The 23,597-nt window shown below is 64.7% G+C and carries 15 protein-coding genes; 7 read left to right on the top strand and 8 right to left on the bottom strand.

Going from position 1 to position 23,597, the window contains the following annotated elements; genetic code table 11:
* The 3 genes from IE195_RS15020 to IE195_RS15030 all read right to left on the bottom strand — a co-directional run bounded on the left by IE195_RS15020 (window position 1) and on the right by IE195_RS15030 (window position 9,102).
* Window positions 1-4,938 carry a DNA methyltransferase family protein gene (locus tag IE195_RS15020; protein ID WP_191271855.1) on the bottom strand — a complete coding sequence of 1,646 codons (4,938 nt, stop codon included), beginning with the start codon at window positions 4,936-4,938 and terminating at the stop codon, window positions 1-3.
* Entirely contained in the window at window positions 4,938-7,778 is a 2,841-nt protein-coding gene (locus IE195_RS15025) for a DEAD/DEAH box helicase (RefSeq protein WP_191271857.1), read from the bottom strand. The genes IE195_RS15020 and IE195_RS15025 overlap by 1 nt, the downstream gene beginning before the upstream one ends.
* A 268-nt stretch (window positions 7,779-8,046) precedes the next feature.
* Window positions 8,047-9,102 (bottom strand): serine/threonine-protein kinase, encoded by a 1,056-nt coding sequence (locus IE195_RS15030; protein ID WP_191271859.1) that lies wholly within the window; start codon window positions 9,100-9,102, stop codon window positions 8,047-8,049.
* Window positions 9,103-9,322: 220 nt separating this feature from the next.
* Here IE195_RS15030 and IE195_RS15035 point away from each other — a divergent pair, with 220 nt between their 5' ends.
* The gene (locus IE195_RS15035) at window positions 9,323-9,751 is read left to right on the top strand and encodes a hypothetical protein (protein WP_191271861.1); all 429 of its coding nucleotides are present in this window, start codon (window positions 9,323-9,325) and stop codon (window positions 9,749-9,751) included.
* Between the two features lie 110 nt (window positions 9,752-9,861).
* Here the strand turns inward: IE195_RS15035 and IE195_RS15040 are convergent, their stop codons facing one another.
* Together IE195_RS15040 and IE195_RS15045 are read right to left on the bottom strand one after the other, a co-directional pair.
* Window positions 9,862-10,209, bottom strand: a complete 348-nt coding sequence (locus tag IE195_RS15040) for a hypothetical protein (RefSeq protein ID WP_191271863.1) — start codon at window positions 10,207-10,209, stop codon at window positions 9,862-9,864.
* 128 nt (window positions 10,210-10,337) lie between these two features.
* The gene (locus IE195_RS15045; RefSeq protein ID WP_191271865.1) at window positions 10,338-10,901 is read right to left on the bottom strand and encodes an ATP-binding protein; all 564 of its coding nucleotides are present in this window, start codon (window positions 10,899-10,901) and stop codon (window positions 10,338-10,340) included.
* A gap of 224 nt (window positions 10,902-11,125) precedes the next feature.
* Here IE195_RS15045 and IE195_RS15050 point away from each other — a divergent pair, with 224 nt between their 5' ends.
* The 6 genes from IE195_RS15050 (at window position 11,126) to IE195_RS15075 (ending at window position 18,015) form a co-directional block, all read left to right on the top strand.
* Window positions 11,126-11,989, top strand: a complete 864-nt coding sequence (locus IE195_RS15050) for a helix-turn-helix domain-containing protein (protein WP_191271867.1) — start codon at window positions 11,126-11,128, stop codon at window positions 11,987-11,989.
* Window positions 11,986-12,165: a DUF397 domain-containing protein gene (locus tag IE195_RS15055; protein WP_191271869.1), complete on the top strand. Its 180-nt coding sequence runs from the start codon at window positions 11,986-11,988 to the stop codon at window positions 12,163-12,165. The genes IE195_RS15050 and IE195_RS15055 overlap by 4 nt, the downstream gene beginning before the upstream one ends.
* 189 nt (window positions 12,166-12,354) lie before the next feature.
* The gene (locus IE195_RS15060) at window positions 12,355-13,641 is read left to right on the top strand and encodes a hypothetical protein (protein ID WP_191271871.1); all 1,287 of its coding nucleotides are present in this window, start codon (window positions 12,355-12,357) and stop codon (window positions 13,639-13,641) included.
* Window positions 13,638-14,210 carry a hypothetical protein gene (locus IE195_RS15065; RefSeq protein ID WP_191271873.1) on the top strand — a complete coding sequence of 191 codons (573 nt, stop codon included), beginning with the start codon at window positions 13,638-13,640 and terminating at the stop codon, window positions 14,208-14,210. Before IE195_RS15060 ends, IE195_RS15065 begins: the two co-directional genes overlap by 4 nt.
* The gene (locus IE195_RS15070; protein ID WP_191271875.1) at window positions 14,207-14,941 is read left to right on the top strand and encodes a GntR family transcriptional regulator; all 735 of its coding nucleotides are present in this window, start codon (window positions 14,207-14,209) and stop codon (window positions 14,939-14,941) included. The genes IE195_RS15065 and IE195_RS15070 overlap by 4 nt, the downstream gene beginning before the upstream one ends.
* Window positions 14,938-18,015, top strand: coding sequence for an SMC family protein (locus IE195_RS15075; protein WP_191271877.1), 3,078 nt, complete (start codon window positions 14,938-14,940; stop codon window positions 18,013-18,015). Before IE195_RS15070 ends, IE195_RS15075 begins: the two co-directional genes overlap by 4 nt.
* On the opposite strand, the gene IE195_RS15080 is transcribed toward IE195_RS15075, so the two are convergent.
* From IE195_RS15080 to IE195_RS15090, 3 genes are read right to left on the bottom strand one after another with little or no spacing between them, the layout of a single operon-like run.
* The gene (locus IE195_RS15080) at window positions 17,989-19,386 is read right to left on the bottom strand and encodes a Wadjet anti-phage system protein JetD domain-containing protein (RefSeq protein WP_191271879.1); all 1,398 of its coding nucleotides are present in this window, start codon (window positions 19,384-19,386) and stop codon (window positions 17,989-17,991) included. The two genes, IE195_RS15075 and IE195_RS15080, sit on opposite strands and share 27 nt — an antisense overlap.
* Window positions 19,379-21,325: a UvrD-helicase domain-containing protein gene (locus IE195_RS15085; RefSeq protein WP_191271881.1), complete on the bottom strand. Its 1,947-nt coding sequence runs from the start codon at window positions 21,323-21,325 to the stop codon at window positions 19,379-19,381. Before IE195_RS15085 ends, IE195_RS15080 begins: the two co-directional genes overlap by 8 nt.
* The gene (locus IE195_RS15090) at window positions 21,322-23,442 is read right to left on the bottom strand and encodes an ATP-dependent nuclease (protein ID WP_191271883.1); all 2,121 of its coding nucleotides are present in this window, start codon (window positions 23,440-23,442) and stop codon (window positions 21,322-21,324) included. The genes IE195_RS15085 and IE195_RS15090 overlap by 4 nt, the downstream gene beginning before the upstream one ends.
* Window positions 23,443-23,597: the final 155 nt, after the last annotated feature.

Genomic DNA, 23,597 nt, shown 5'->3' on the forward strand with positions numbered 1-23,597 from the left:
TCAGACCTCCCCGTCCCAGGTGCCGTCACGCTTGGCGCGCTCAACGATCTCGGTGAAATGGGCGTGCGCCTCGCGGTACTCGCGCTCCCGGTCAGCCTTGTAAAAGGGGGCGGAGTAGCCCTCAGGGATGTCGGCTGGGTTCTTGGTATCCAGGTACTCCTGAAGCTGGAGGAAGTCTTCCTTGACCTGCCCGTAACCGAATGTGTGATGGCTTGCCGCGATTTTTCGACCAAGCGAATCAAACCAAATATTCCGCTCGCGCTCCGCCAACACGGGGTAGCGAGAACGATAAATTTCAACAAGCTGATCCGAACTGACTCCCAACCAGCAGGACACCAGGGCATCAATTTCAACTAGAGCAGCACGCCGATCGCATTCAGAACGGAGAGGAGTAGACCACCCCCAGACATCATGAACATCACCAAGATTAGTTTCTACCGGCCACCCAAAGGCCCAACACATACTACGCCATGAACTCTTATGAACTTCCGACCAAATTGAAGAATAAGCCTCGGTGAGACAGTTAAGACGAAGCACGCGAAGCAGAAGTTCATCCTCGAGCGGGAAACCTCTAGAAGGAGCAGGCATCTTAGGAGCATCACCCACTTGCAGGTGAGCCCGACCAGTCACCCGAAGCAAGTAATCCAGGGGCAGCGCGGACCAGAAACCCAAATTAAGAACCGTACCTCTGCTTGAATCCATCGCAAGAGTGTGCACTCCATTAACATGCGACGGACCTGGAGGAATCAAGGCAGAAAAAAGACTCCGCTCCGTATCAAACGGAATCATCATCCTCCAAGCCAAGCGAAAGTAATCAGAACATGGATAGTTGCCCCAAACGTCCTGAGCCCCCACATAGTCACTTCGGCTCACCGAACGCACATAATTCGCCGCAGGAACAGCGTCGATTGGAAGGCTCCGAAGATCCCAAGAATCCCAATCATTCTGCCCGCGACAAGGGCTCCTTGGATACTTTCCGAACGGGTTGGATTGAGAAAAATGAGGACCCTGCAAGATCACCTCCCGCAGAGACGAAGACTGGGAAGTACTCCACCTAATCAGGCCATTTTTTTTATCATTTGTCTCATGAAACCCCTGGGAGATATAAGGCTTGCCATCACCCACCCGCGATCGATACCCCGCCAAAACCCGGATAGTCTCAGCTTCAACATTAGTAATGGGATAAAGAAGTGGAGCCTCTCCCACTGGGGAATCCGAAATTCCTGAAATAGCAGACCACTCGCCGAGCACATCTTCCGTTACGTGGATAACCCTGTCTCGATGAGGCCGAATATCCCACTCAGACCCGTGCTTCACCCCGGGCCTAGGGCCAGACCCATCGTGCCCCATCGACCCCGTGAAAACACTCGCCTCGTACAGATAGCTCGCATGCGAAAAACTGATCTCACCAGGAGGTCCATAAACACTAACAGAAAACGAAAAATTATTGTGCACATCAGGAAATACCTTTCGCTCATTCCTAAAATGTGCATGGACCCTCAGGTGCCGATACACCTGAGACCTCAAAATCGCTTCCTTTGTTCCACTGAAATGACTGTCGGGGTGGATCATACCCAGGGACCCACTCTCTCCCAAGCCCAACCAGGCCCTTATGAGGAAGGCACGATACAGATCCGGCTGCGTCCCAACCATCAACGGGTAAGTAGCCACATCAGAAAGATAGTCACTCATTCCGGAAACAATCGCCAGTTCCGTCAAGAGATAAGTGCGATCCACAGCTTCCGCAAGAACCAGGCCTTTCCGTCGGACCTTGTCTCCAGCTGGAGATTTATCAACCAACTTGAACCAAGGATCGATTTCAGCCAAAACACTATCTTCACTCCAACGGGGTCGCACCCAAGGCGGATTTCCTACCTGGATGTCAAAGCCGTCTCGAAGCTTGAAGAGGTGGGCGAATTGGAGTTCCCAATGGAAGAATCCGTGACGCCCAGCGAGGCTCTCCATCTCATGCAGCCAGGGGAACATCTCACCCAAGCGGAATTCATCTTTCATCCCCATGAGACCTGGAAGAGAATCTTCCGAATCGTCGAGTTCAGAAAGGCTATGAATCTCACCGAATAGGGAATCCCCCGGAATGTCGTGGCTGCCCAGCAGGGCCTCAGCGAACTTGAGCCAGTTCTCAACCTCGTTCAAAGGTAGGCTCTCGCGAGCTTCACCGAAGAGTAAACCCTCTCCCCCGGCACTGCTCAGCTCCAGGGTGTTCCCGAGGCGTTCGTACACCTCGTCACTACCGTCCAGCAGCCCAGCCTTCTGCACGGGCCAGAACCACAACGCGCACCAGGCGTCCATCAAAGTTTTGAGACGCCAATAGGGGGTGCCCTTCTCCGTCAGGTTGGCCAGCACCTCTTCCCTCGGGATGACGTCCTCGGGCTGGTCAATCCAGTCAGCCCCATAGACATCCACGTGTCGGCTGATCTCACGCTCGGACAACTCCAGACGCCGGATCACCAAGCCCCACAGGAACTCCGCCCTCCTCGATAGGGCCTGCAACCGGTCTATCTGGGAGGGCTTCTGGTTCTTTCCCCTGCCAGCTCGTTTCTCTGATGGTGCCTTACGCATCTTCCGCCGCCACGCGGCCAGCTTGGCGGTGTCCTCCGGAGCGAGGTTCTTCGCCTCCTTCTCCGCAGCGACACTCCCCCAGCCCTGGGCGGGCAGCAGGAAGTGGTGGATGTATCCGGCCTTGATGTCACCATCCCTGAACGGCTGGTCCTCCGGCGCGGACTTGAGCCACTCGCCCTTCTTCACTGTCTCGGGGTCGTACAACCTCCTCCCGGCCCCGATCAGCGAGTTACCGCGCCTCAGGTGCAGACCGAACCACGGCGCCTGCAAGCCCGGGTACATCACGTTCAACCAGAGCGATACCTCGGCCAGCTCCACAGCGGTCCCGTTGAGGTCGACCCCATACGCCCGGTGCAGGGCGATGTAGGCCTTGACCTTCTGCAGCTCCACGGCGTAGCGCTCGGGGTCCAGCTCCTCCCCGCGCTCGGCCGTGGCTCGCTTGAGGTACTCGGCCGCGACCTGGTTGATCGCTTCGTTGAGGAAGGCACCCGAACCCAGAGCGGGCTCGCAGATGGTCCACTCCAGCAACTCACGCGCCGGGGTCGTCTCACCGTTCTGGTCGAGCCGTTCCCGCAGGGTGAGCTGGACGGTTAGCTGAGTCAGGGATTCAGGCGTGTAGTAGGAGGCGCTGGTCTCCCGGTCTCGCCCCGCCAGCCGGTAGACGAACGACCCAGGCTTGTAGACCACCCGAGGGCTGTCCTTGCTGGACTTGCCGTTCTCATCCTTGACCCGCACCCACACGTCGTCGCCGTAGTCGTCGACCTTGGACGCCGGAATCATCCACGAGCCGCCCGACGAGTCACCGTTCTTGGCGGCCTCGTACAACTCCTCCTGGGCGATGAACCCGGTGTAGGACATCAGCCCTTCGTACACCGCGCCCAGCTGGTTGATGCCGAGCTGGGCGTAGGAGATGAACCCGCCCCGGCCCTTACGGCTACCGCGCGAGATCATCAGCTTGCGCAGCACCTGGTACAGCGCCTCGTTACGCAGCCGGGTGTCCAGCATCCGCACGCCGGGCTCGTCCGGGTCGTCGTCCGGGTGCGGCAGCCGGGTACCGATCAACCGGGTGCGCTCGGGGTCGAACAGGTCCGCCTTGAGCGGCTCGAACCGAAGCCCGTCCCCCTCCGAGAGCCCCGCCGCCTCCTCCTCGGAGAGCTGGCGCCCGCGCGGGTTGTGGCCCTCGTTGACCATGCGGAACAAAAGGTCCAGCGACTGGTACAGGTGTGTGCTACGCCGGGCCTCCTCACCCACCAGGTCGTTGACGACCAGGTCGCCGAGCCGCGCCATGCTGTAGCCCTGGACATAGGCCTCGTCGTCGGCGGGTACCACGCCCAGCTCGGGCCGGGCCTCCGCGTACAGCAGGAAGAGGATCCGGTACAGGTAGCGCAGGGACTGGCGGGCCAGTTCGTCGGCGAAGGTGCGGTTCGACCTGGTGTCGATCCGCTCGGGGTCCACGTCCTGATCCCGTAGCCGGGCCAGGACCTCGTTGGCGATGATCTCGACCGAGTCCCGCAGCCCTTCCCGCAGCTCCTTGGACACACCCACGGCGTGCTGGCGGGAGGCGTCGACGAGCGTCGCGATGGGTTCGGTGCCGCCCTCCTCCGAGGGCAGCAGCGCCTGGGCGCCGAAGAGCGCGCCGATGGTGCCGAGTTCGTCGGTGTCGTTGCGTCCGAGCGCGGTGTCCAGGCTGGCCGCGAGGTAGCGGCCCTCGCCCCACACCGAGCGGTCGGCGAGGACCAACACGCCTCCGGACAGGATCAGCACGTAGCGCAGGTTCTCGTCCCGGGCGAACAGCCACGACACCAACTTGGCGCCGAGGGTGATCTGCTCGCGGCCGCCCAGATCCACAGGGTCGATGAGCCATCCCGCGCCGTTCTCGTCCAGGGCGGCATCGGGGGCGGGGGCCCAGCCGCACTCGACGGCGGCGACAGTGCCCTCGTACAGCGCCAGCCGCACCGGGACCAGGTCGTCGCCATGGGAGAAGGGCGGTTCCAGCGGCTCGTCCTTGGGGCTGAAGCCGAGCGCGGTGAGCACGTCGCGGTGCAGGGCGTGCAGGAGCCCGTGGTGGGCCTGGACCTCGGCGTCACTGGGCTCGGTCCCCTCGCGCACCTGTTCGACGTGGTCGGCCAGTGCCGGGCGGACCTTGAAGTACCGCGCCTTGAGCTGGCGCAGGCCCAGGCGCGGGGTGACGGGTTCGGGGCTCCTCTTCTCGTCCCGGACCCGGGCGTTCTCCTGCTTCTCCAGCTCGGTCCAGTCCTTGAAGGGGCCGTCCTTGCCCTTGAGCTGTTTGGGCAGCACCTCGGCCAGGTAGTGGGCGGAAAAATACTCTCCCTGGTTGGCCAGCGAGTCGTAACCCATCAGTTCTCCCCCTTCACCACGGCGAGGACGCGCAGCAGCGGTTCGCCCGCGGTGCTCATCCTGCGCATCAGACGCTGCTGTTCGGCGTAGGTGTCGTGCACCCGTTCCTTCTTCCGCTGGCCGCGCGGGTCCTCACCCAGACCCTGGAGGCTGAGCTGCTGCCACTGCTCGAGCCGCTGCTGGGGTCGGGCCAGGTCCTCCTTGATGCGGGCGTCGTACTCGGCGCTGCGCTCCTCCAGGTGGGTCCTGGCGACGCGGACGGCCGCGGGGACCAACTCCTGGAGGCCGCTCAGGTCCCCGGACCGGCCGGTATTGACCATGCCGGTGCCCACCCCCGCCCGGCGGACGGCCTCGAACATGTCCTCCACCCGGGGCTCGCCGGGCAGGCCTGTGACGGCCATCCACTCCACCACCGTGGGCTGGCCCAGCTCGTTGGAGTAGGTGCCCTGGACGAGGAAGACGGGGGCGTCCACGTCTGCCCGGATCACCGGGGCCTCGTTGCGGTGGGTCTGGACCTGGACCTTGTCCACCAGCCACTCCACCAACGGGTGCAGGTCGCTGACGTAGCTGGTGTCCGGCCAGGTGGTCTTGGTGGCGCGGGCCTCGTCGAGCCGCTTCTGGGCGTGCACGCGGTCGAAGGTGACACGCAGCCGCTCCTTGACCTTCAGTTCGCGCAGGTAGTCGACGGGCAGTGCGCTGAGCCGGTGTGCCAGGTCCCGGGGCGGTTCGAAGGCGAGGATGCGCTCGTCCTCGTCGACGGAGACCTCGCCTGCGACCGTGCTCAGGGCGGCGCGGACGAACTCCTCGGTGGAGCCGAAGAGCTGGGGTTCAGGGGCCCGCTCCGGTGCGGCCTCCCCCTCGGGCACGCCCACGTCACCGAAGAGCACGTCTCCGGCCCAGGCCGAGCCCTCTTCCTGTTGCTGGTGTGCGGCGTCCAGGGACTCCTCCACGGTCCGGCCCTTGAGGAGGTCCTGGATGAGCCGGTCCTCCTCCTTCTTGGCGCTGAACAGGCCAGTGACCGTTTCGGCGGTGCCCATGGCCCGGTGGGCCTTCTCCTCTCGGTCGAGGAGCCTCTCAGAGACAGTGGTGTCGTCCTTGGCCCCTTCGACGGTGGAGGTGAGGACGAGGGCGCGGAACTGGGGGCGGTGCTTCTGCCCGAAGCGGTCGATACGGCCGTTGCGCTGTTCGATGCGGATCAGCGACCACGGGAGGTCGTAGTGGACGATGTGGTGGCACTGGCGGTGCAGGTTGACGCCCTCGGAGGCGACGTCGCCGGTGACCAGGACGCGGACCTTGCTGGTCTCCAGGGCGAAGTCGCTGATGATGCGCTGCTGCTCGGTGTCGGAGAGACCGCCGTGCATGAGCGCCACCTGCCCGGTCTTGAGCCCGAGTGCCTTGGGCAGGGTCTCGTTCAGCCACTCCAGGGTGGGCACGGACTCGGAGAAGACCACGGCCCGGGTGGAGCTCTTCGCGCCGACCCCGATGTCCTCGAGCTCCCGCACCAGTCCCTTGAGCTTGGCAGAGTCGGCGTCGCCGATCTCACCGGCGAGGTCGCGAAGGTCAATTAGCGCCTTGTGCTCGCGCTCGTCCTCACCGTCCTTGAGCCCACCAGTGCCGGTGTAGGTGATGGTCTTCAGCCGGTTCTCGACCGTGGTGGCCAGGGCGACGTGCGAGGACAGGAAGGCCTTGAGCAGGGTGTACGGGAACAGGCGGCGTTCCTTGCGGACCACCGGACCGCCCTCGCGCTCCTCACCCGCCAACCACGTCCGGGTGAGTTCGGCGAAGACCTTCTCCTCGGCGGGGGCCGCGACACAGCGCACCGACACCGAGGGGCCGCGTTCGGGCCAGTCGTCGCCCATCTCCGCGCGCACCTCGGGGTGCACCTTGGTGCGGCGGATGTAGAGGTGTTCGATGTCCTTGGCGGAGTAGTCCTTCGGATCGGCGATAGCGGCCGGGTCGAGCAGGCGGATCAGCTCGGCGAAGGACTCGGAGTTCCCGTTGTGCGGGGTGGCGGAGGCCAGCAGCAGGGCGTCGGTCTGGGCCGCCAGCAGCCGGGCGAGCTGGTTGCGGAGGTTGCCCTCGTTGATAAGGTTGTGCGACTCGTCGATCACCACCGCATCCCAGTGCATGCTGCGCAGGTGCTGACCGTACTTGCCCTGGTTCTTGAGGGTGTCCACGGAGATGATGGCGCGCTTGAAGTACAGGAAGGGGTTACGGCCCGCGGGGATGTCGCGCTGGACGCGCTCCAGGCCCACCGAGTCCAGGCGGACCAGCGGGATGGCGAACCGAGTCCACAGCTCCTGCTGGAACTGCTCCAGTACCTGCTGCGGGGTGACGACGAGAATGCGCTCGCCGCGGCCCCGGCGGATGAGCTCGGCGAGGATCAGACCGATCTCCAGGGTCTTGCCCAGACCCACCACGTCGGCGATGAGCACGCGCGGGCGCAGCTCCCGGAGGGCGAGTTCGGCGGGACGGCGCTGATAGACGAGGTCCTTGAGGAGGAACTTGTCCGGCATCGCCAGACGCCGCTCGGACTGGGGCAGCGGGGTGCGGCGCAGCACCGACTCCAGGTAGAGGCGGCTGCGAGCGTACCCGGAGGAGTCGTCGTGCACCAGCCTGGTCCGCTCGGGGTCCAGGGCGGTGACCTCCTCGATCCCGGTGAAGAACACCGCGTCCTCACCGCGGACGAACTCCGAGACCCCGACGGCCCTGACCATGTGCCCGTCCACCGCCGAGGCGGCCGGGGTACAGGTACGCACCATCCACTCCGCGTCACGTACCTCCACCCGAGCCCCGGGGGCGAACGGGCTCGTCTGCGTCGCGCCTGCGCCTTCGGTCACTGATTGACCCTCACTGTCCGCTGCGAATCGAGATATCCGGATCGGCCGTGCGATCCGACCTGTGTCTTGTGTGGCCCGTGGGCCCTTGAGAGGTCACGCGCCACGGACGGTCCCGGTTGACACACCCGCCGCATACGCGGCGATCGGGAACACCTTGTTATCGGGTATCCGTCGATCGTCGGACGGTGACGGGGCCCCGGGCCGGGAAGTACTGCCGGGTGGCACTGGGTTGTCAGGAAGCACTGGGTTGTCTGGTGGCGCCGAGCTGTCAGGCGGCGGGGCGCGCATAGACCTTGCGCAGCCGTTCAGCCGTACGCGCCGCGAGCCCGCCCCGCTTCCCTGTTCTGGCCCCGGTCCCGGCCGTGCGGGAGTGGTCGACCGTCTCCACCCGGGTGACGGGTGCGTGCCGCTTGGCCGGCGGAACCTCGTCGGTGATTCCGGTGCCCGGGACATACGTGCGCTCCGTGAGGTGGGCACGGGCCGCCGCGGGTGACAGCCCCTCGGCGGCGAGCCGCTCGGTGAGCTGCGCGCGCACGTCCGCCAGGCCTGGCCGGTCCTGCGGCTTGACCGCCATCAGCGCGGTGACCAACGGAACCAGGCCTGCGGGGACCCCGGTCAGGTTCGGTGCGATGTCCGGGTTGACCGCGGCGAAGCCCAGAGCGTCCGGGGTGGCCCCCTCGTACGGGTACTGACCGGAGGTGGCGTAGACCAGCAGCGCACCGAGGGCGTACACGTCCGCCGCGGCGCCCACCGAGGTCGGGGCGGTGAACTGCTCCGGTGCCATGAACCGGGGGGTACCCAGGCGGATGTTGGTGTGCGTCAGGTCGCCGCCCGCACCGCCGATGGCGACCAGCCCGAAGTCCACCACCTTGGGGCCGTCGGGTCCGAGCATGACGTTGGCGGGCTTGAGGTCCCGGTGGAGCAGGCCCGCGGTGTGGATGTCGGTGAGTGCGTTGGCCAGGACGAGTCCCAGCGCCGTTCCGGTCACCGCGTCCAAGGGGTCGTGCCGTTTGAGATAGGTGGCCAGGTCGAGCCCGGGGACGTACTCCAAAGCGAGCCAGGGGGTCTCGTCGGCCTCCTGCCCCGACTCCACCAGCGCGGCTACACCCGGCCCCTGAACCATGCCCAGAGCGATGGCCTCACGCTCGAAGCGCTCGCGCAGATCGCTCTGTTCTAGGCCTCCCACGTGCAGGGTCTTGACCGCGACCAAGGTGTCGTCATCGGTGCGGCCCGCGTAGACCACACCCATTCCGCCCCTGCCGAGTCTGCCCAGGATCTCGATCCCGCCGAGCACGCGGGGGTCTGCGGGGGTCAGTGGCTGCACTGGGGGTCCTGCCAATACCTCGGGGGTCGCGCGTGAGTCGAGGGAGCACACGGTCTGCGGACCTAGGTTATCGCCGCTGACCTGCACACTGCCCCAGGACCAAAGTCCCTTTCGGAACTCTGGCCACATACGGCCACTGTTGGCACACGCAGGGGAGCGGCATACGGGGAACACGGTGAAACGGCTCGTGAGGAGGGCCGGCGTCTGGGAGCTTGGGCGCATGCCTTACGTCGAGGTGTCACAGGACACGGATCACCAGCTCGCACTCCTCGCCCGTTGGGAGGAAAGCAGCAAGGGCGAGGTCATCGCCCGGCTCCTGACCAGACTCTCCGTGGCGGAGGCGTCCCCGGGGTCCGCGAACGAGGGTGCGAGAGTCCCCGTGTACGGCTGCTACAAGAAGCAGCGTGTCGAGGGGTGGTTCGCCCCGGCGACGCGCAGGCTCGGTATCATCTCGCCTCCGTGGGACGGCCAGGTGTTCAAGCACCCCAGTCCTGCGGCCCGCGCGGTGGTGGAACGGGCCAACTCTCTGCTTCCCCTCGAGGAGAGGGTGTGCACCTCGCGCAACGGCTGGGGCTTCTGGAGGCTGGCCGCCACAGGGGAGAAGATCGAGTCGCTGCGCATCAGAAAGGCCGCAGACCAACGTTCCTAACCCTCTGAGCCACTGACCAGCGTCCCCAGTGCCCGTGTCTTACTCAAGGAAGCGGTGCGGTGGCGGCTGCCCCCTCTTGGGGACGGCCGCCACCGGCTACACAGCCGAGATCACCACAGCTCGAAAACCGGGGGCAGGAGCCGGTCCAGGGTTTGGGCGTCGGGGACTTCGGCCAGCCCCGTGGAGGAGGCGACCCAGTAGGAGCCGGTCCGCTCCCCGTACCAGACGATGAGGTGCGGGTTGCGGGCCTGGACGGCGGCGGCGAGGGTGTGCTCGTTGCGGTATTCAGCCAGCTGGCCGCCCAGCCGGGGCAGCCGTTCGGCGCGGCGTCGGCGGCAGGACGGGTGCTCGCAGGACGGGCAGTAGGGACCGACCAGCGGGTTACAGCGAGGCAAGGCCAGGCGGGACTGGTACAGCGGGTCGCTGGAGGGACGAGGCGCGAGGGTAGGATGCGTCACTGATCCTGCTTTCTGAACATGTGAGCGTGTGCGGATTTCGGGATTGCCAGGGCCCGGGAAGAGCGCGGCAACGCTCTCCTGGGCCCGTTTCAGTACAAGAGCACTGACACCTGCGGCGGGGTGTGTTCTTACGGATGGATGTTCCAGAGGCTGTCGGACAGGTCGTAGGCCAGGAAGAACCAGACCTGGCGGTTTCCGGCGAACCCGTTGTCGCCCCAGGTGGTGGCCAGGGCGTCCACTATCGCCAGTCCGCGCCCGGACTCGGTGTGGAGGTCGAGCCCGTCGGGGTTCGGGGCCAGGTGCTCACCCCAAGCGGAGTACGGACCCGCCCCCTCCCTCTTGCCCTGGTCACGGCAGGTGAGTCGGAGCCCGTCGCGGTGGCGTTGGCAGTTGAGGGTGTAGACCCCAAAGGGCTCTCCCGACCTGGAGTGCCGTAGCGCGTTGCTCGCCAGCTCCGATCCGAGCAGGGTGAACAGGTAGCGGTAATCGCGGTCGCGTTCGGCGGCGCAGGTGTCCAGGAACGCGCGGACCAGCGGCATGTACTGGCGAGAGGATCCGAAATCGTAGCGGCGGTTCCGGTAGTGGGCGCGGTCGGCACGGCCGGAGAAGTAGTGGCGGCAGCGGGGCGGGACCAGCTCGCTGAGGGAGATGGTCACCTCCGGCAGTACAGGCATGGGCGCGGTTGCGGGCATGACGAACAGACTCCTTGGCGTGTGGGAGCGAACGGATGGTTCGGTGTGCCCGCAAGGTTGGACCTTCACGATTCCCGGGCAGCGGGAAGGGGCACGTCGTAGCCTGATCATCAGCGACTCTGCGTGAGACCCCGATCACTTGCTACGCTCAACACCATACTCTCAATCGCACTACAGTCAACGGATAACTAGAAATTTGAGAGTTAGAGTCCTAGGATTCTGCCATGGCCATCGAACGAAGTCCCTCCCTACGCCTGCGTCGCCTCGCCGCCGAGCTACGCCGTGCCCGTGAACAAGCCGACCTGACCGGCTCTCAAGCTGCGAAGAAGCTCCAGTGGAGCGCGGGCAAGCTGAGCAAGATCGAGAAGACTGAGACAAAGCGCATCACCAGCGGTGATATTGACAAGATGTTGGACCTCTACGAGGTCAATGACTCCCAGGCACGGGAGGCCATGCATGCTCTGGCTAAGGATGCAAAGCTCAGAGGGTGGTGGTCCAAGTACAAGGACGTGTTCGGGGATCGTGCCCTCCCCGACTTCGAAGCCGAGGCTTCAGTCATCCGGACCTTCACGACTCAAACGATTCCTGGGTTGCTCCAGACGCCCGGATATGCCGAAGCGATCTTCCAAGGCGGGAGGTATGTGAGCCCAGAGGAGATCCGACGCCGCCTGGAGTTCCGTATGGAGCGACGGGAGATCCTGACCAGGTTCCGCCCCGTCCAACTCCGAGCTGTCATTGACGAGGCTGCACTCCGTCGGCAGATCGGTGACACGAAAACGATGTGCGAGCAGCTCGGCCACCTGCTCTACATGGCACAGCTACCTAACATCGATATCCAGGTACTGCCGTTCTCCGCTGGTGCCCATGCCGCGCTCGCCGCACCGTTCACTATCTTGGAGTTCTGGGACCCTCTGGACACACCGATCGTTTACGTCGGAACCGTCACCGACGCCCTCTTCATCGAGGAAGCCGACAATGTCACGCAGTACAGCGCCACCTTCGGCGACGTCCAAGGGTCCTCTCTGAGTACAGCCCGGTCCGCTGCCTTCATCAAAGAGGTGGCCGCAACCCAAGAGAGCGACACGTGACAGACATCGTATTCCGGAAGAGCAGCTACAGCGGCCAAGATCAGGATTGCGTCGAGGTCGCCGACCTGCCCTGCGGCGCGGCCGTCCGGGACTCGAAGAACCCCGCGAAGGGCCACTTCCCCTTCCCCGCTGCCGAGTGGACCGCCTTCCTCAGCTCCGCCCGTGAACAACACTGATGCAACACCCCTGAACCGGGGCCGGGGCACGTGTGCAGACTCAGCACCCACCCCCGTCCCGGCGGTACCTCAGAACAAATCTCTCGATTGTCCTGAAATGATCTTGTGACCTCTGGTTGACTGCCCCTCATCCCCTCGCTTCTCCCTCTCAGAGGCGACCCCACCCACGGACAGGGCAGTCCGCCAGTCATGCCATCAACAGATCCACCCCTGCCTGAGCGCAGCCGCCCTCAGGGCCTGCTCGCCGCGCAGTTGAAGGCGCTCGCCGCACCGGTCGCCAAGCACAGCGACTCGGTCATCGAGGACCCGAGACTGCTGGACGTGGCCATGGCGGTCTTCCACGCCTACACCACCGGGTCACCGAGGAGCGGCGGCTTCACCCGGGGCGAGCTTCGGGACGCCTGCGGCGGAGTGGCCGAGGTTCGAGACTTCGAGCAGCGCTTCAACACCTTTCTCGCCTCGGAGATGCTGCTCCCCTCCTTTCCTCGACCCCACGAGCACCGGTACATCCTCGAACCCCTCAGCATGGTCTTCCTGCTGTTCCTCGAACGCGTCAGCCACCAAGGCGGGATCACCGAGGTCCTGGTTCTCCTGGACAGCACACGCTCCGCGATCGAGCGGAACCAGGCCAGCAGGGCAGACGTCCACCGGGCCCTGCTGCGTACCCGGCAGACGCTGATCGTCTTCACCGATCACCTGCTTTCGATGCTGCGGTCACGCCCACTGAGAGAACTCATCGTCGAGCAGGAGCGCTACCGCGACCCGGGGCTCGTGCAACAGGTCGGGGAGCTCCAGAAACTGGTGGTCGCGCACTTCCAGGACCTGGAACGTCCCGCACGGGAGGCGCTGGAAAGCGCCCAGGACTATGCCGCTGCGACGTCGGACTTCATCGATCGACTCATCGACGCCGGAGCTCTCAACCGGGGATTCGACCTCTTCCACCCGGAGCAGTACAGGGACGCGGCGAAGAAGCGGAGCATAGAAAAGCTGGCGGCCGTGTTCACCCACGTGGTCGCGGACCCGCCCGACCTCGGGATCGCTCCCGCCTCACTCATCGAAGCCGTCGAGGAGCTCAGCCCCGAGGGCCCGCTCCCAGGAGCCCCACCACCGCGGCCCGAACGGGATGCTCCCCAGGACAACCCGCTGCGCGACATCGCCCGCAAGGAACAGGAACGCCGCCGCCACATGCTGGAACAAACCGAACTGATCCTCGGCGAACACGACAGCATCGACATCACCGATCGCCTGCGGGAACTCGGCTGGCCGGGAGGCATGCGGCTCCTGACCGACCTGATCAGCGCCTCCGGGCCGGACGCCCCCTACGAGGTCGAGATGACGGACGGGTTCTTCGTCCACCCGGCCGAAGAAATGACCTACCTGTCCCAGGTGAGGCTGCACCGTAACCCCAAGTGGGGGCCGGACGCCGCCGAGTACCACCCGCTGCCCGAACCGGACGAGGGGAACGACATCTCGTGACCGAGACCAAGAGCGTGACCGATCCCGGTCCTCTGGCCATGGCCCGCATGCGTGCCCTGGGTGCCGCGCCGATCCGCCCCGACCTCCCTGACGCGGTCATCGTCGACGAAGCCCTCCAGGCGGGCCGATCCGTTCTGGACATCGTCCGACGGGAGGAACCCGCGCACATCCTGGGGTGGGTGGAGGGTCATGAACCCTCCCAGGAGGAAGGGAGCGGGCTGTACCACCCGCAGCACCCCCGAAATGAGCTGGAGGTCTTCGCCGCATGCCTGGGTTGCTGCTGGCGTGATCGTCACACGGAGCCCTGGCCCGGGGATCCGTGTGAGCAACAGGAGGTGCTGGAGGCCCTCGCCTGGGCGAAGGAGGACGACAGTCCCCGAGCTCTCGGCAGCTACCGGAGGGCGCTCGCGCGACTGGACCGCTCCCTGTGGGTCGAGCTCTCGGGCACCGGGGTCCGACTGGGACCTCGCACCGCCACCTGGGCCCGCAGCCAGACCGCGGAACTGCGTGAAGTGTTCGACCTCCTCCCCCGGCTCCCCGAGCACCAGCCCGTGGAGAAGCTCCGATGACAGAAGCCACCACGGACGCCAGGTGGCCCGTACTGAACACCCTCACCCCGGATGAGCAGTCCGCTGTCCTGGACGCCATCGCAGCGGTGGAGTCGTCCCGTTCCCCGGTTCTCGCCGCGCACTTCCAGGCCCTCCTCGATCCTGAACTGCGCAATTGCGTCAAGAGGTGCCTCAGCGAGGCGGGGCGGGTCCTGCTCCCGATCGGAGCCGCATACACCTCCGGCTATGCCGATCACATCACGGACGCACTGGTGGCGGAGCGGTCCGGGGCCCTTCCCTCCGAGGAACGGGCGGTACTCGCCCTGGTCCTGCTGCACTGCGTGGCGATTCCGCAAGCTGAAGGCAGGGTTCAACAGGACAGTCTGCTGGATGCCCTTCCCGTGCGCCGAGACCTGCTCGAGGAGTCCATGGTTCCGAAGGGGGTCGTGCGCGAGTCCCTTCGACGCTTGGCGGCCCGCGGGCTGGTCTGCTTCAGCGGTCAAGGGGGCGGTCTGGTCGGGCCCGGACCCCAGCTCAACCGGCTCACCGACGCCGCGTCCCAACGTCTACGCGAGCAGATCACCCTGATTACCACCACCGACGAAGGCCTTACCGACAAACTCCGCGAGCACCACCGGCGCGACCTGGCCGCGGTGAACACCCGCCCCCACCTGTTGGCCCCGAGCGAAGACGCGAGTCCCCGCCCCACCACCCGCGACAGCCGCACAGAACCAGAAGAGGGCACACCATGAGCCTCCTCCCCGAACAGGCGACCGAGCACCTCCAGGACACCGGCAGCACAGGGCTGGTCGGGGCCCGGAAGCTGGTCGCGGTGCAGACCTTCGATATCGGCCGCCTCACCACCCATCCGGTTCCGATCGTCCCGTCGTCCTTCGTCGCCGTCTCCGGGGAAGGGCCCAAAGGTGACTCCAACGGTTCCGGCAAGACCACCTTCCTCAGCGCGGTCTCCCTCCTCCTCGCGGACCCGCAGTGGCGCCTCAAACGCGATGGCGGGTTCGCCAGAGGACTGCTGTTCAGCCCGGAGTCCGCAGGCTCGGGAGAGGGCGGCGGGGTGCGACGCGGCTACATCGTGGGGGTGTTCTCCGATGAGGACGGCAAGAACCTCCTGACGGTGTGGCTGCGCATCTCCAACCAGACGCCCTACCTCCAGATGCGGTGGGTCAGAGACCTGCACGTGGCTGTCGCCGACACCGACCAGGAACGTTCCGATCAAGCCGACTCACTGTGGGGGCAGCTGCCCACGAAGTCGAGCAATGGCGCCCAGAGCATGGGCGAGTTCCTGTACGGGGACGCCCCGCGATGTCTGGCCTACCTGGACACCTCGATGCGACCGATGGTGGCGTCCCTCCTGTCCCAGCAGATGACCTCGATGGCCCCCGACGCCATCGGTGACGCGCTCATCGCCCTGACCGGTCAGTCCCGCCTGTTGGTCAAGGAACAGAAGGGCCGCGTCAAGTACGACGAGGCGGCCCAGGAACTGCGGGTCCAGGAGGTCAACGACCAGAACAGGCGCATCGCCGAGGCCGCACAGCTCGCAGCCATCGACCGCCGCGACCTCGCCCGGCGGGCGCTGACGGCCGCGAACCGATCGTGGGAGCTCCACCTGGCCGTCGGCCTCAGGGAGAGGGAGGAGGAGCTCACGGCCGCGGCAGCCGAACGCAAACAGGCCCAAGAGGACGTGGACCAGGCCAAAGAACGTAGCGGCGCGGCCAAGACACACCTGAACCGCCTGCGTGAAGACACCAGCTCGCAAACAGCAGTCCGAGCGGCGGAGGAGGAGCGCGAACGCCTCCACCGTGCGAGAACGCGACAGACAGAGATCGTCGGGGAGCTCCACAGCGACGTGAAACAGCTGACCGAAGAACGCAAACGCCTGCTCCGCGTGACCGATCGCTTCGACGGGGTCGGTGTGGACCAGCGTCAGGCGGAGTTCGAACGGATGCGGGAACGACTGGACTCCACCGTGAACCTGCACGGGCGCTCCGTGGCCCGGCGCGAGGAAGCCGAACATCACCTGGAGCAGGTCCGTGCCGGTGAGGACGGCATCGCTGGTGAGGCCGTGCGAAGGCTGCGCGAACTGGGGGTCCGAGCCAGGGGTCTGATGGACTCCGTCGTGCTCGACCAAAACGCACGCCCAGAGTGGGAGGCCCACCTGTGGCGCTTCCGGAACTCCGTCGTGGTGGCGGCAGGGGACGCGGAGTTCGCGCTGCGTTCGCTCCAGGACTTCCCCGGCGTGTCGATCATCCGCGTGGACGGCTCCCCGGACGGTGCGGCCACCGTGCTCCTGGACGGGGTGACCGCGCCCCCGGCCTTCGACGCGTTCCTGGAAGCGGTCCGTTCCCGATACGTGTTCGCCAACGGACCGGACCGCTCGCACGACGTCGACCTGGACGAATGGATGCTGTCCGGGTTCCCCGAGCCGGTGACGGGTCGCCAGGCCCGGATCGCCACGGCCGAGTCGGAGCTGCGGGCCGCGGTACGGACCGAAGAGAAAACGGGGCGGACGTTGACGAACGCCCGGCGTGCCCTCCAACACCAACAAGAACTCCTGGACATCGCGACAGCGGCCGAACGGCTGGAGGCCTGCCGGGAAGAGCTGCGGGTCGCCGAGGCCGAGCATGCTGAGGCTGTCACGGCGGCGGACCACCTCCAGACGCTCTGGACGGCAGTGGACCGTCAGTACACGCAAGCCCGGATCGCGCTGGGCAACCATGAGCTCCTCGTCGAATCCGCTCAACGGGAGCTACGAGCCGCGGAGGTCGAGTTCGGCCGGCTGCGCCGTGCTCTTCAGAGCACCAACGAGAAGGTCGAGAGAATCCAACACGAGAAGTGGCTCCTGGCCTGGGGTGGTGACCCGGACTCCGCAAAGAAGCACATCACCCGGGTCAAGGACCGTACCGAGCGCAGGCGCACGGCTCAGGACTGGTGGAACCACGCCTCCTCCTCCTTCCTGGAGGCGCTGACGGTAATCCGCCAGGACCGGGACACCTTTCCTCACGCTCTGGTCAAGCTCATCGACACCGCGGCGCACAGCGTCCCCGAACCGGGTCAGGCCAGGGAAGTGCTCGGCACCGCCCTCCAACCGCTCGACGAGCTGTTGGAGGAGTGCGAGATACCGGACTCGACCAACAAGACGCTCATCGCCACCGAACAGGAGGAGCGCGAACGCAACCTCACCACCGCTCGGCGGGAGGTGAACCGGCAGATCGAGTCGTTGGAGATCATCCGTGCCACCGTGGCCAGGTCCATCAAACTGATCCTGGCCAGGATCAGTGACCAGTTCGACGAGTTGGACCGGGAACGGGACGGCGGTTACGGTGCCCGCCTCGACTACGAGGTGCTGGACCCCTCCGCGACCGGCTCCCGGTGGAAGGTGAACGTCGTCCCCCGGTGGCAGCGCTCCCCGCAGGGGGCGTACGTCTCCTACCAGAAGATCGCGAACGGGGCACAGGTCAAGGTGTTCGCGATCCAACTGGTGTTGGCCTCGCTCCTGGCCGACAGCGACGTGCCCGGCCGAGTTCTGGTACTGGACGAACTCGGTAACAGTCTGGGCGACGAGAACCGGCGAGACGTGTTGCGGGAGTTGCAGAAGGTCGCGGTCAAACAGCAGGTGACCATCCTCGGCACCTGTCAGGACAGTGTCATCCACGACGCTGTGCAGCACTGCGGCCAGGTCCTGTGGTTCAACCACGTGTCCAACAGTGAGGTCTACAACCGCCCCACTCGGTCGTGGGGGTCCGACGAGAACGGTCGTCACGTCGAGCATCTGGCCTTCTGGCTACGCTCCGGACGGGCTGTGGACTGAGTCGAGCACGCCGGCGAGCAGGTCGGCCAGGCCCGGCAACACCTCTGTGTGCTGGGCTTCCTGTTCCACACCCAGCCCGGCCAGCTCCGGATGGTCGGCGATGAGCGCGGCCACCGGCCGCAGGGTGTCCGGGGCCTGGTCGAGAAGTCCTGCCGCCTTCTTCGCGTCCTGTTCCTGCCGCTCCGGGGGTTGTGGGCGGTGCGGCCCCCGGAGCCAGGACTCCTCGGTCATCGCGACCGGGTATACATCCCGCTTCACCCGGTCGCGCAGGTTGGTGATGATCGCGATGCCGTGCGCGTCGAGGTCTCCCCACACCGCGATCGGCAAGGGCTCCAGCATCTTGAGGAACCCCACGAGTCCGTCGCTGGCATACCCGGCCCCCCAGACGCAGACCCAGCCCTCGGTGATCGCGGGGATCTGACAGGAACGGTAGAAGGTGTCCTGATTCTCCAGGACGAGGACGCCACGGATCCCCGTCACCAGCTCCAGAGAACCGGTCTCGCGCACGCCGTTGGAAGGCAGGCCGGCCCAGGGGTCGGTTGTGACGGCGTCCACTGCCAGAGCGCCGTCCTTGTACCAGCGCAGGGGACCCTTCACCCGGATCTCGTGGTCGGGGAAGTCGAACAGCTCGGAGATGTACTTCCTGAGCAGGTTCTCCACCGCGTGGACGCGAGCATCGGTCCAGCGCGCTTTCGTACCGGCGGTGTGCGCATGCGAACGGGAGGACACCTCACGCTGGGTGGGATGACGGTCGCCCCCGTGCTTGTACCACCGGCACGCGACACGCACCGCGAAGTCGTAGGTGTCCCAATGCCCCGCCCTCGTCGCGGAGCCCTCGGGGACCACGCCGGGCTCGGACCTCAGTAACAGGGCGCGCTCGGACCCGAGTTCGGTGATGCCTTGCATCAAGTCGAGGAGTCCCGTGCGGGCCTGCTCCGGGTCGATCCGACCGAGGAGTTCCCGCCTCCGTTCGTCGGCCCGCTCCGACCACAGTGGGGTACGAATGATCTGGAGATACCGCTTGATCCGCAGGTCCCGCATATTGACGCGTGCCTTCACCATGACCGCGCCAGAGCGGATCAGCTCATCAAGTACCTCGCTCGCCCGGGTTCCCCAGCGGTCCTGGACGGTCTTCAGCTTGCGCGAAGGTTTCTCCAGCACCCAGGCCAGGTCCCTGGGCCCAAGCCCAGCCGGGCTGGCGAATTCATCAGGAGGATTCTCGGCGACCAGGAACACCGTGGAGAAGTCCAGGGTCCCGAACTTTTGAGGTGCTTCCTTGCCCTCCGGGCAGCGGACCACGACCCGGACCCCGTCGGGCACCGGACTGGCGATAAGGTCCTGCACGTCGACCATGTGCTCTTCATCAGGCACGAGCGGGCTGCCCCTCCAGATCGTCGATCCCGTGAACCCTGGCAGCAGGGAAAGGACAGTCGACGTCTTCCCGGAGCGCCTGCAACGCCCCGTCCGGGTCGTCGGTGAAGAGCACTACCGCGAGCGAACGGGTCGCACGAGAGCAACTGACATAGAAGAGACGGCGTGTGCGCTCCGGAGTATGGTCTTTTTCGTCCCGGATGTTCCTGATGTCAGAAGCGCTCAGGTCCTCGAGGCCGAGGAGCTTCTCGTAGGAGTACTGGTTCCACTTACTGCGGTCGTCCTCCAGCAGCACCAGGACCCGCTCGAACTCGGCGCCCTTGACCCCGTGCTGGGTCTGGTAGGGCAACCGCCCCCGAACGTAGTCGTGGTAGATCCGTATCTGCGCCGCAGGACAGGCCAGGTAGGCGGTCATGGCCTTCTGAATGACCTTCCGCTCGTCCTCGCGGCTCTCTTCGGTCTGCTCTCCGGGGTCTTCCGCAGCCTCGCCTTCTTCGACTGTCAGCCCTTCCACGAACGAGAAGCCCTCATGCTTGAGAAGCTGCGCCTTCAAGCGAGGGTCCAGCCGAATGAGTCCAGAGCCGAGGGCGTGCCGCAGCACGTCCGCGACCGTCACGGTGCTGTCCCTGGCGAGGATCTCGGCGAGGTGATCGCCATCGTCCTTCAGTTGCGGAAGTAGATCCGCGGTGGCCTGACCATCACGGAAGGAACCGAGCCGTGGGGAGAGCCTGCGCAGCATCCCGAGAGCAGTGATTCCGTCCTTCTGTTCGATTGCCTCCACGAGCGGGACGAGCCGGTCGAGGAAGGGACGCAGGCTCCAGTGTGATCCTGCAATGTACTCGTCCTTGAGCTGCTTGGCATACCCGCGCCCAGATTGCTGGAAGGCTCTATCCACGTCTGTGAAGCCCAGTCGAAGGGCCGCCAACCGATGTTCCAGCACCAGGATCTTGAGGTTCTCCCCCTCCACTCCCTGGCTCCACAACAGGTCGTTCTGCCGAACCGACAGGTAATCGCGCACCCGGTCCAACCAAGCGTCGCTGTCACCTTCCGAGGAGAGCACGAAGAGGTCCGCGTCACCTGTGTTCGCTTCTTCCTCCCCCTCACGTTTACCCCGGACCTGAGTCAGGTCTCCGTCGTGTGGAGACATCCTCCTGATCTTGTTGATCACATCGAGTACTCGCCCAGGGCAGCGCCAGTTCTCCTTCTTACGGATGATCGCCCAGCTCTTGTCCGCTTCAATGAGACCGGCTCCGGTCGGGAAGATCCGCTGCATCGGATCACCGAAGAAGCCGACGCAGAAATTTCCGCGTTCCTGTTCCTCGATGGCCTGTAGGGCTTCGACCACCCGCGGATCCGTGTCCTGACTCTCGTCGACCAGGACGCAGGGAAAGCGTTGGGCGACGATCGTGGCTAGGCGCTTCTCCTGATTCATGAGCTCGGGAACCATACGCAGAACATCGTTGTGCCCGAGGCTCCCTTTCTTGTAGTTACGACCGGACTGGTAGTTGAAGCGCAGATCCGGATCGCCCAGACGCTCCAGCGCCTCAACGTACTTCGCTCCTCTGGTTTCGTCACGCTCCGCGATGAGACGTCGAATGTCCGAACGCAACCATTCACGGATCATGTACTGGAAGGGTTGAACCACTTTCCAGAGGAAGCTGTGGATCGTGGAGACATGAAAAAGCGGGTTGGCGGCAAGCCGGTCCTTGATCTCCTCCACCGCGACATTCGTGTACGTGATGCAGGCGACCTGGCGGCGCTGGCCAAGCAAGGCCGTTCCTTCAGTTCGACCGATGTGCCGCAGCGCCTCAACCAGCGATGTCGTCTTCCCCGACCCCGCTCCGGCGATCACGACGAACCCGCGCTTGGTGGAGGCTTCGAGGACCTCGCGGATCTGCTCGTCCGCCTCGGTCGGCTGGCGCACAGACACGGAGCTCACAGGTCCGCCTCCCGGTCAAGCTCACTGTTCAGCCAGGTCAGGCCCTCCTGAATGTAATGGGGGGTCTTCCAACGCGATTCCTCGAAGAGGTCGAAGAGAGTCAACGCAAGGTTGGTTTTTCCTTCCGGAGGGTTGCGCACGAAATCGAAGACTTCCTGTGCCAACTGCTCCGGAGAGATACTCTCATCCGGTTCGAAACCGACCTTCTTTCCGTATATACGCATCCATTCGAGGTTTTCGAGGATCATGGCCTCCTCGAAAGTTCGCCCCGCGGCCTGATGGGTCTTTCCGCCCCACCTGAAATTTTGGCGAGTCTGGTAGGCGACGCGTACCCAGGAGGTGTTCGAACCCTCCCGGTGCTCGTCTGTTTTTCCCTTCTTTTGAGTCTTCAGCAGCTCTTCGATGTCCTTTTTCCTCGGAAGCCACTGAATGAGCGTCTGGTTGGAGGTCACCGCTCCGGGGGTGTCAACCGAACAGGCCTTCCTCCTCGTCCCGCCCTCGGGTATCGCGACACTGTCCAGGTCGGTGATAACCAGTACGGGAAGGCCAAGAAACCGCACCAATGGCTTGAAACGAAGGGCATGGGATCCACCCACCTCAAGAAGGGAGATGTGCGAGCTCACCAACTGGGGGAGCCTGCCCGGATCAGTGTCAATCATCAACGGCAACAGGATGCGCTCGGCGTCACCCTCCACAAGGATCACCGCGTCAGCGAAGAAGAGGTGGCAGTTGGTAAGCTTGAGGAAACGGCGCAGGAACCTGGGGTCGTCTGTCTCGAGTTTGGACAGATCCCTGACTTCGCAGGCAGGGGTACCATACGGTTCCGACAGGCGGCGGAAGTACCTGATCGGATCGAAGGAGGTGTCGTAGATGATGTGGGGAGAGTGCGTGGTCACTACGAGTTGGGTGTGGAACACCTCCGATTCGTCCTCATCAACGAACTCCCGCGCTATCTTCAGGAACGCCTGCTGGAGTTGAGGATGCATGTGGGCCTCGGGCTCCTCGATCACCACGAGGTGGATGAGCGGCCGAACCCCCACACCCGCTGCCCATCGACGGTGCATCTCGTGGATCTCGATGAGCATGAAGAGGAAGTTCTTGTAACCGAGACCGTTGAAGCGCTCGGGAAGCTGCCGCTGAGCATCCTCCTCCCCCGGAGTGAACTGGTAGTACACCCATGCGCTCTCAGCAAGCAGGGCATCACCGCTCTGCCGGCTCCGTACGCTCAGCCTCGGATTGCGGATCCCAGGGCCGACGACTTTGTTCAGCCGGGCGAAGGTTGTGGCGAACTTGCCAACGAGATAGGACTCCGCCTGCTGCTCCGAAGCCTTCAGGGCCTGGTGTGCGGCGTGGTCGATATCGTCCGAAGCAGAGTAGTCGAGGAACCGGCGAACATGCCGGGACAGGTCCCGCCCTTTGGATGTCTCGTCATCAGAGAGGAATCGCTGGGCATCGACCATGTCCACATGGATCAGGCTGTCAACGAATTCCCTGGCCGCCGCCGAAGAGTCAGCCAGCCTTCCAGTGACATCGTCCCCCTCACAGACCGAGCCATCCCGGTCGAACGAGTCGGGATTGAGCACGTGGCAGCGGAACTCATAAGCGGAGTTCAACTCCCGATCCAGGTAGTCACGCAGATCCTCAGGCCAGGGAGCGAAGATCCCCTTCTCTTCTGCGGACTGCTGTTCCTTGGCCTGTCGCGCCTTCTCCCGGGCCGCCCTGAAACGCTCGGCGAGATCCCCCCTGGGCGCGAACTCCAGCCGGAGCGCCACCCGGCCGATGTCCTCAGACAAGTCATGGAAAGACATCAACTCAACAACTCGATACCAGTCCTGCCTACCAACCTCCAAAAGAAGGTCGAGGCGGATCTTCGGTAGCTCCTCAGCTTCGTCTTGGCTGAGATCCACCACCCCCTGAAACTGATCCCAGCAACCGGAGTTGAAATCGTAGAAAGTGAAGTCACTCTTCCGACGCTCGAAGAAGAACCGGAAAACGTGGGTCATCGATGTTTTCCCACTGTTGTTCGCGCCAACGAAGACCGTCGAATTATGATCAAGGTCCACCTTGACCGAACGCAATCTCCGGAAGTTCTCTACACGAACTGACTTGATTCGCATGCGCACCCTTGATGAGAATACCGAAGAAAATCACGACAATAAGCACAGCCGCAAAAGCGGAAGATTAAGAGAGGCGACCACAGGCCCATCGACAAGGATCGTACCTCAGGCCTCATTTGCACACGACAAATTTCAGCGTTCCCCGGAAACAAGAT

This window comes from Nocardiopsis terrae (genome assembly GCF_014651695.1).
Taxonomy (GTDB): Bacteria; Actinomycetota; Actinomycetes; order Streptosporangiales; family Streptosporangiaceae; genus Nocardiopsis; species Nocardiopsis terrae.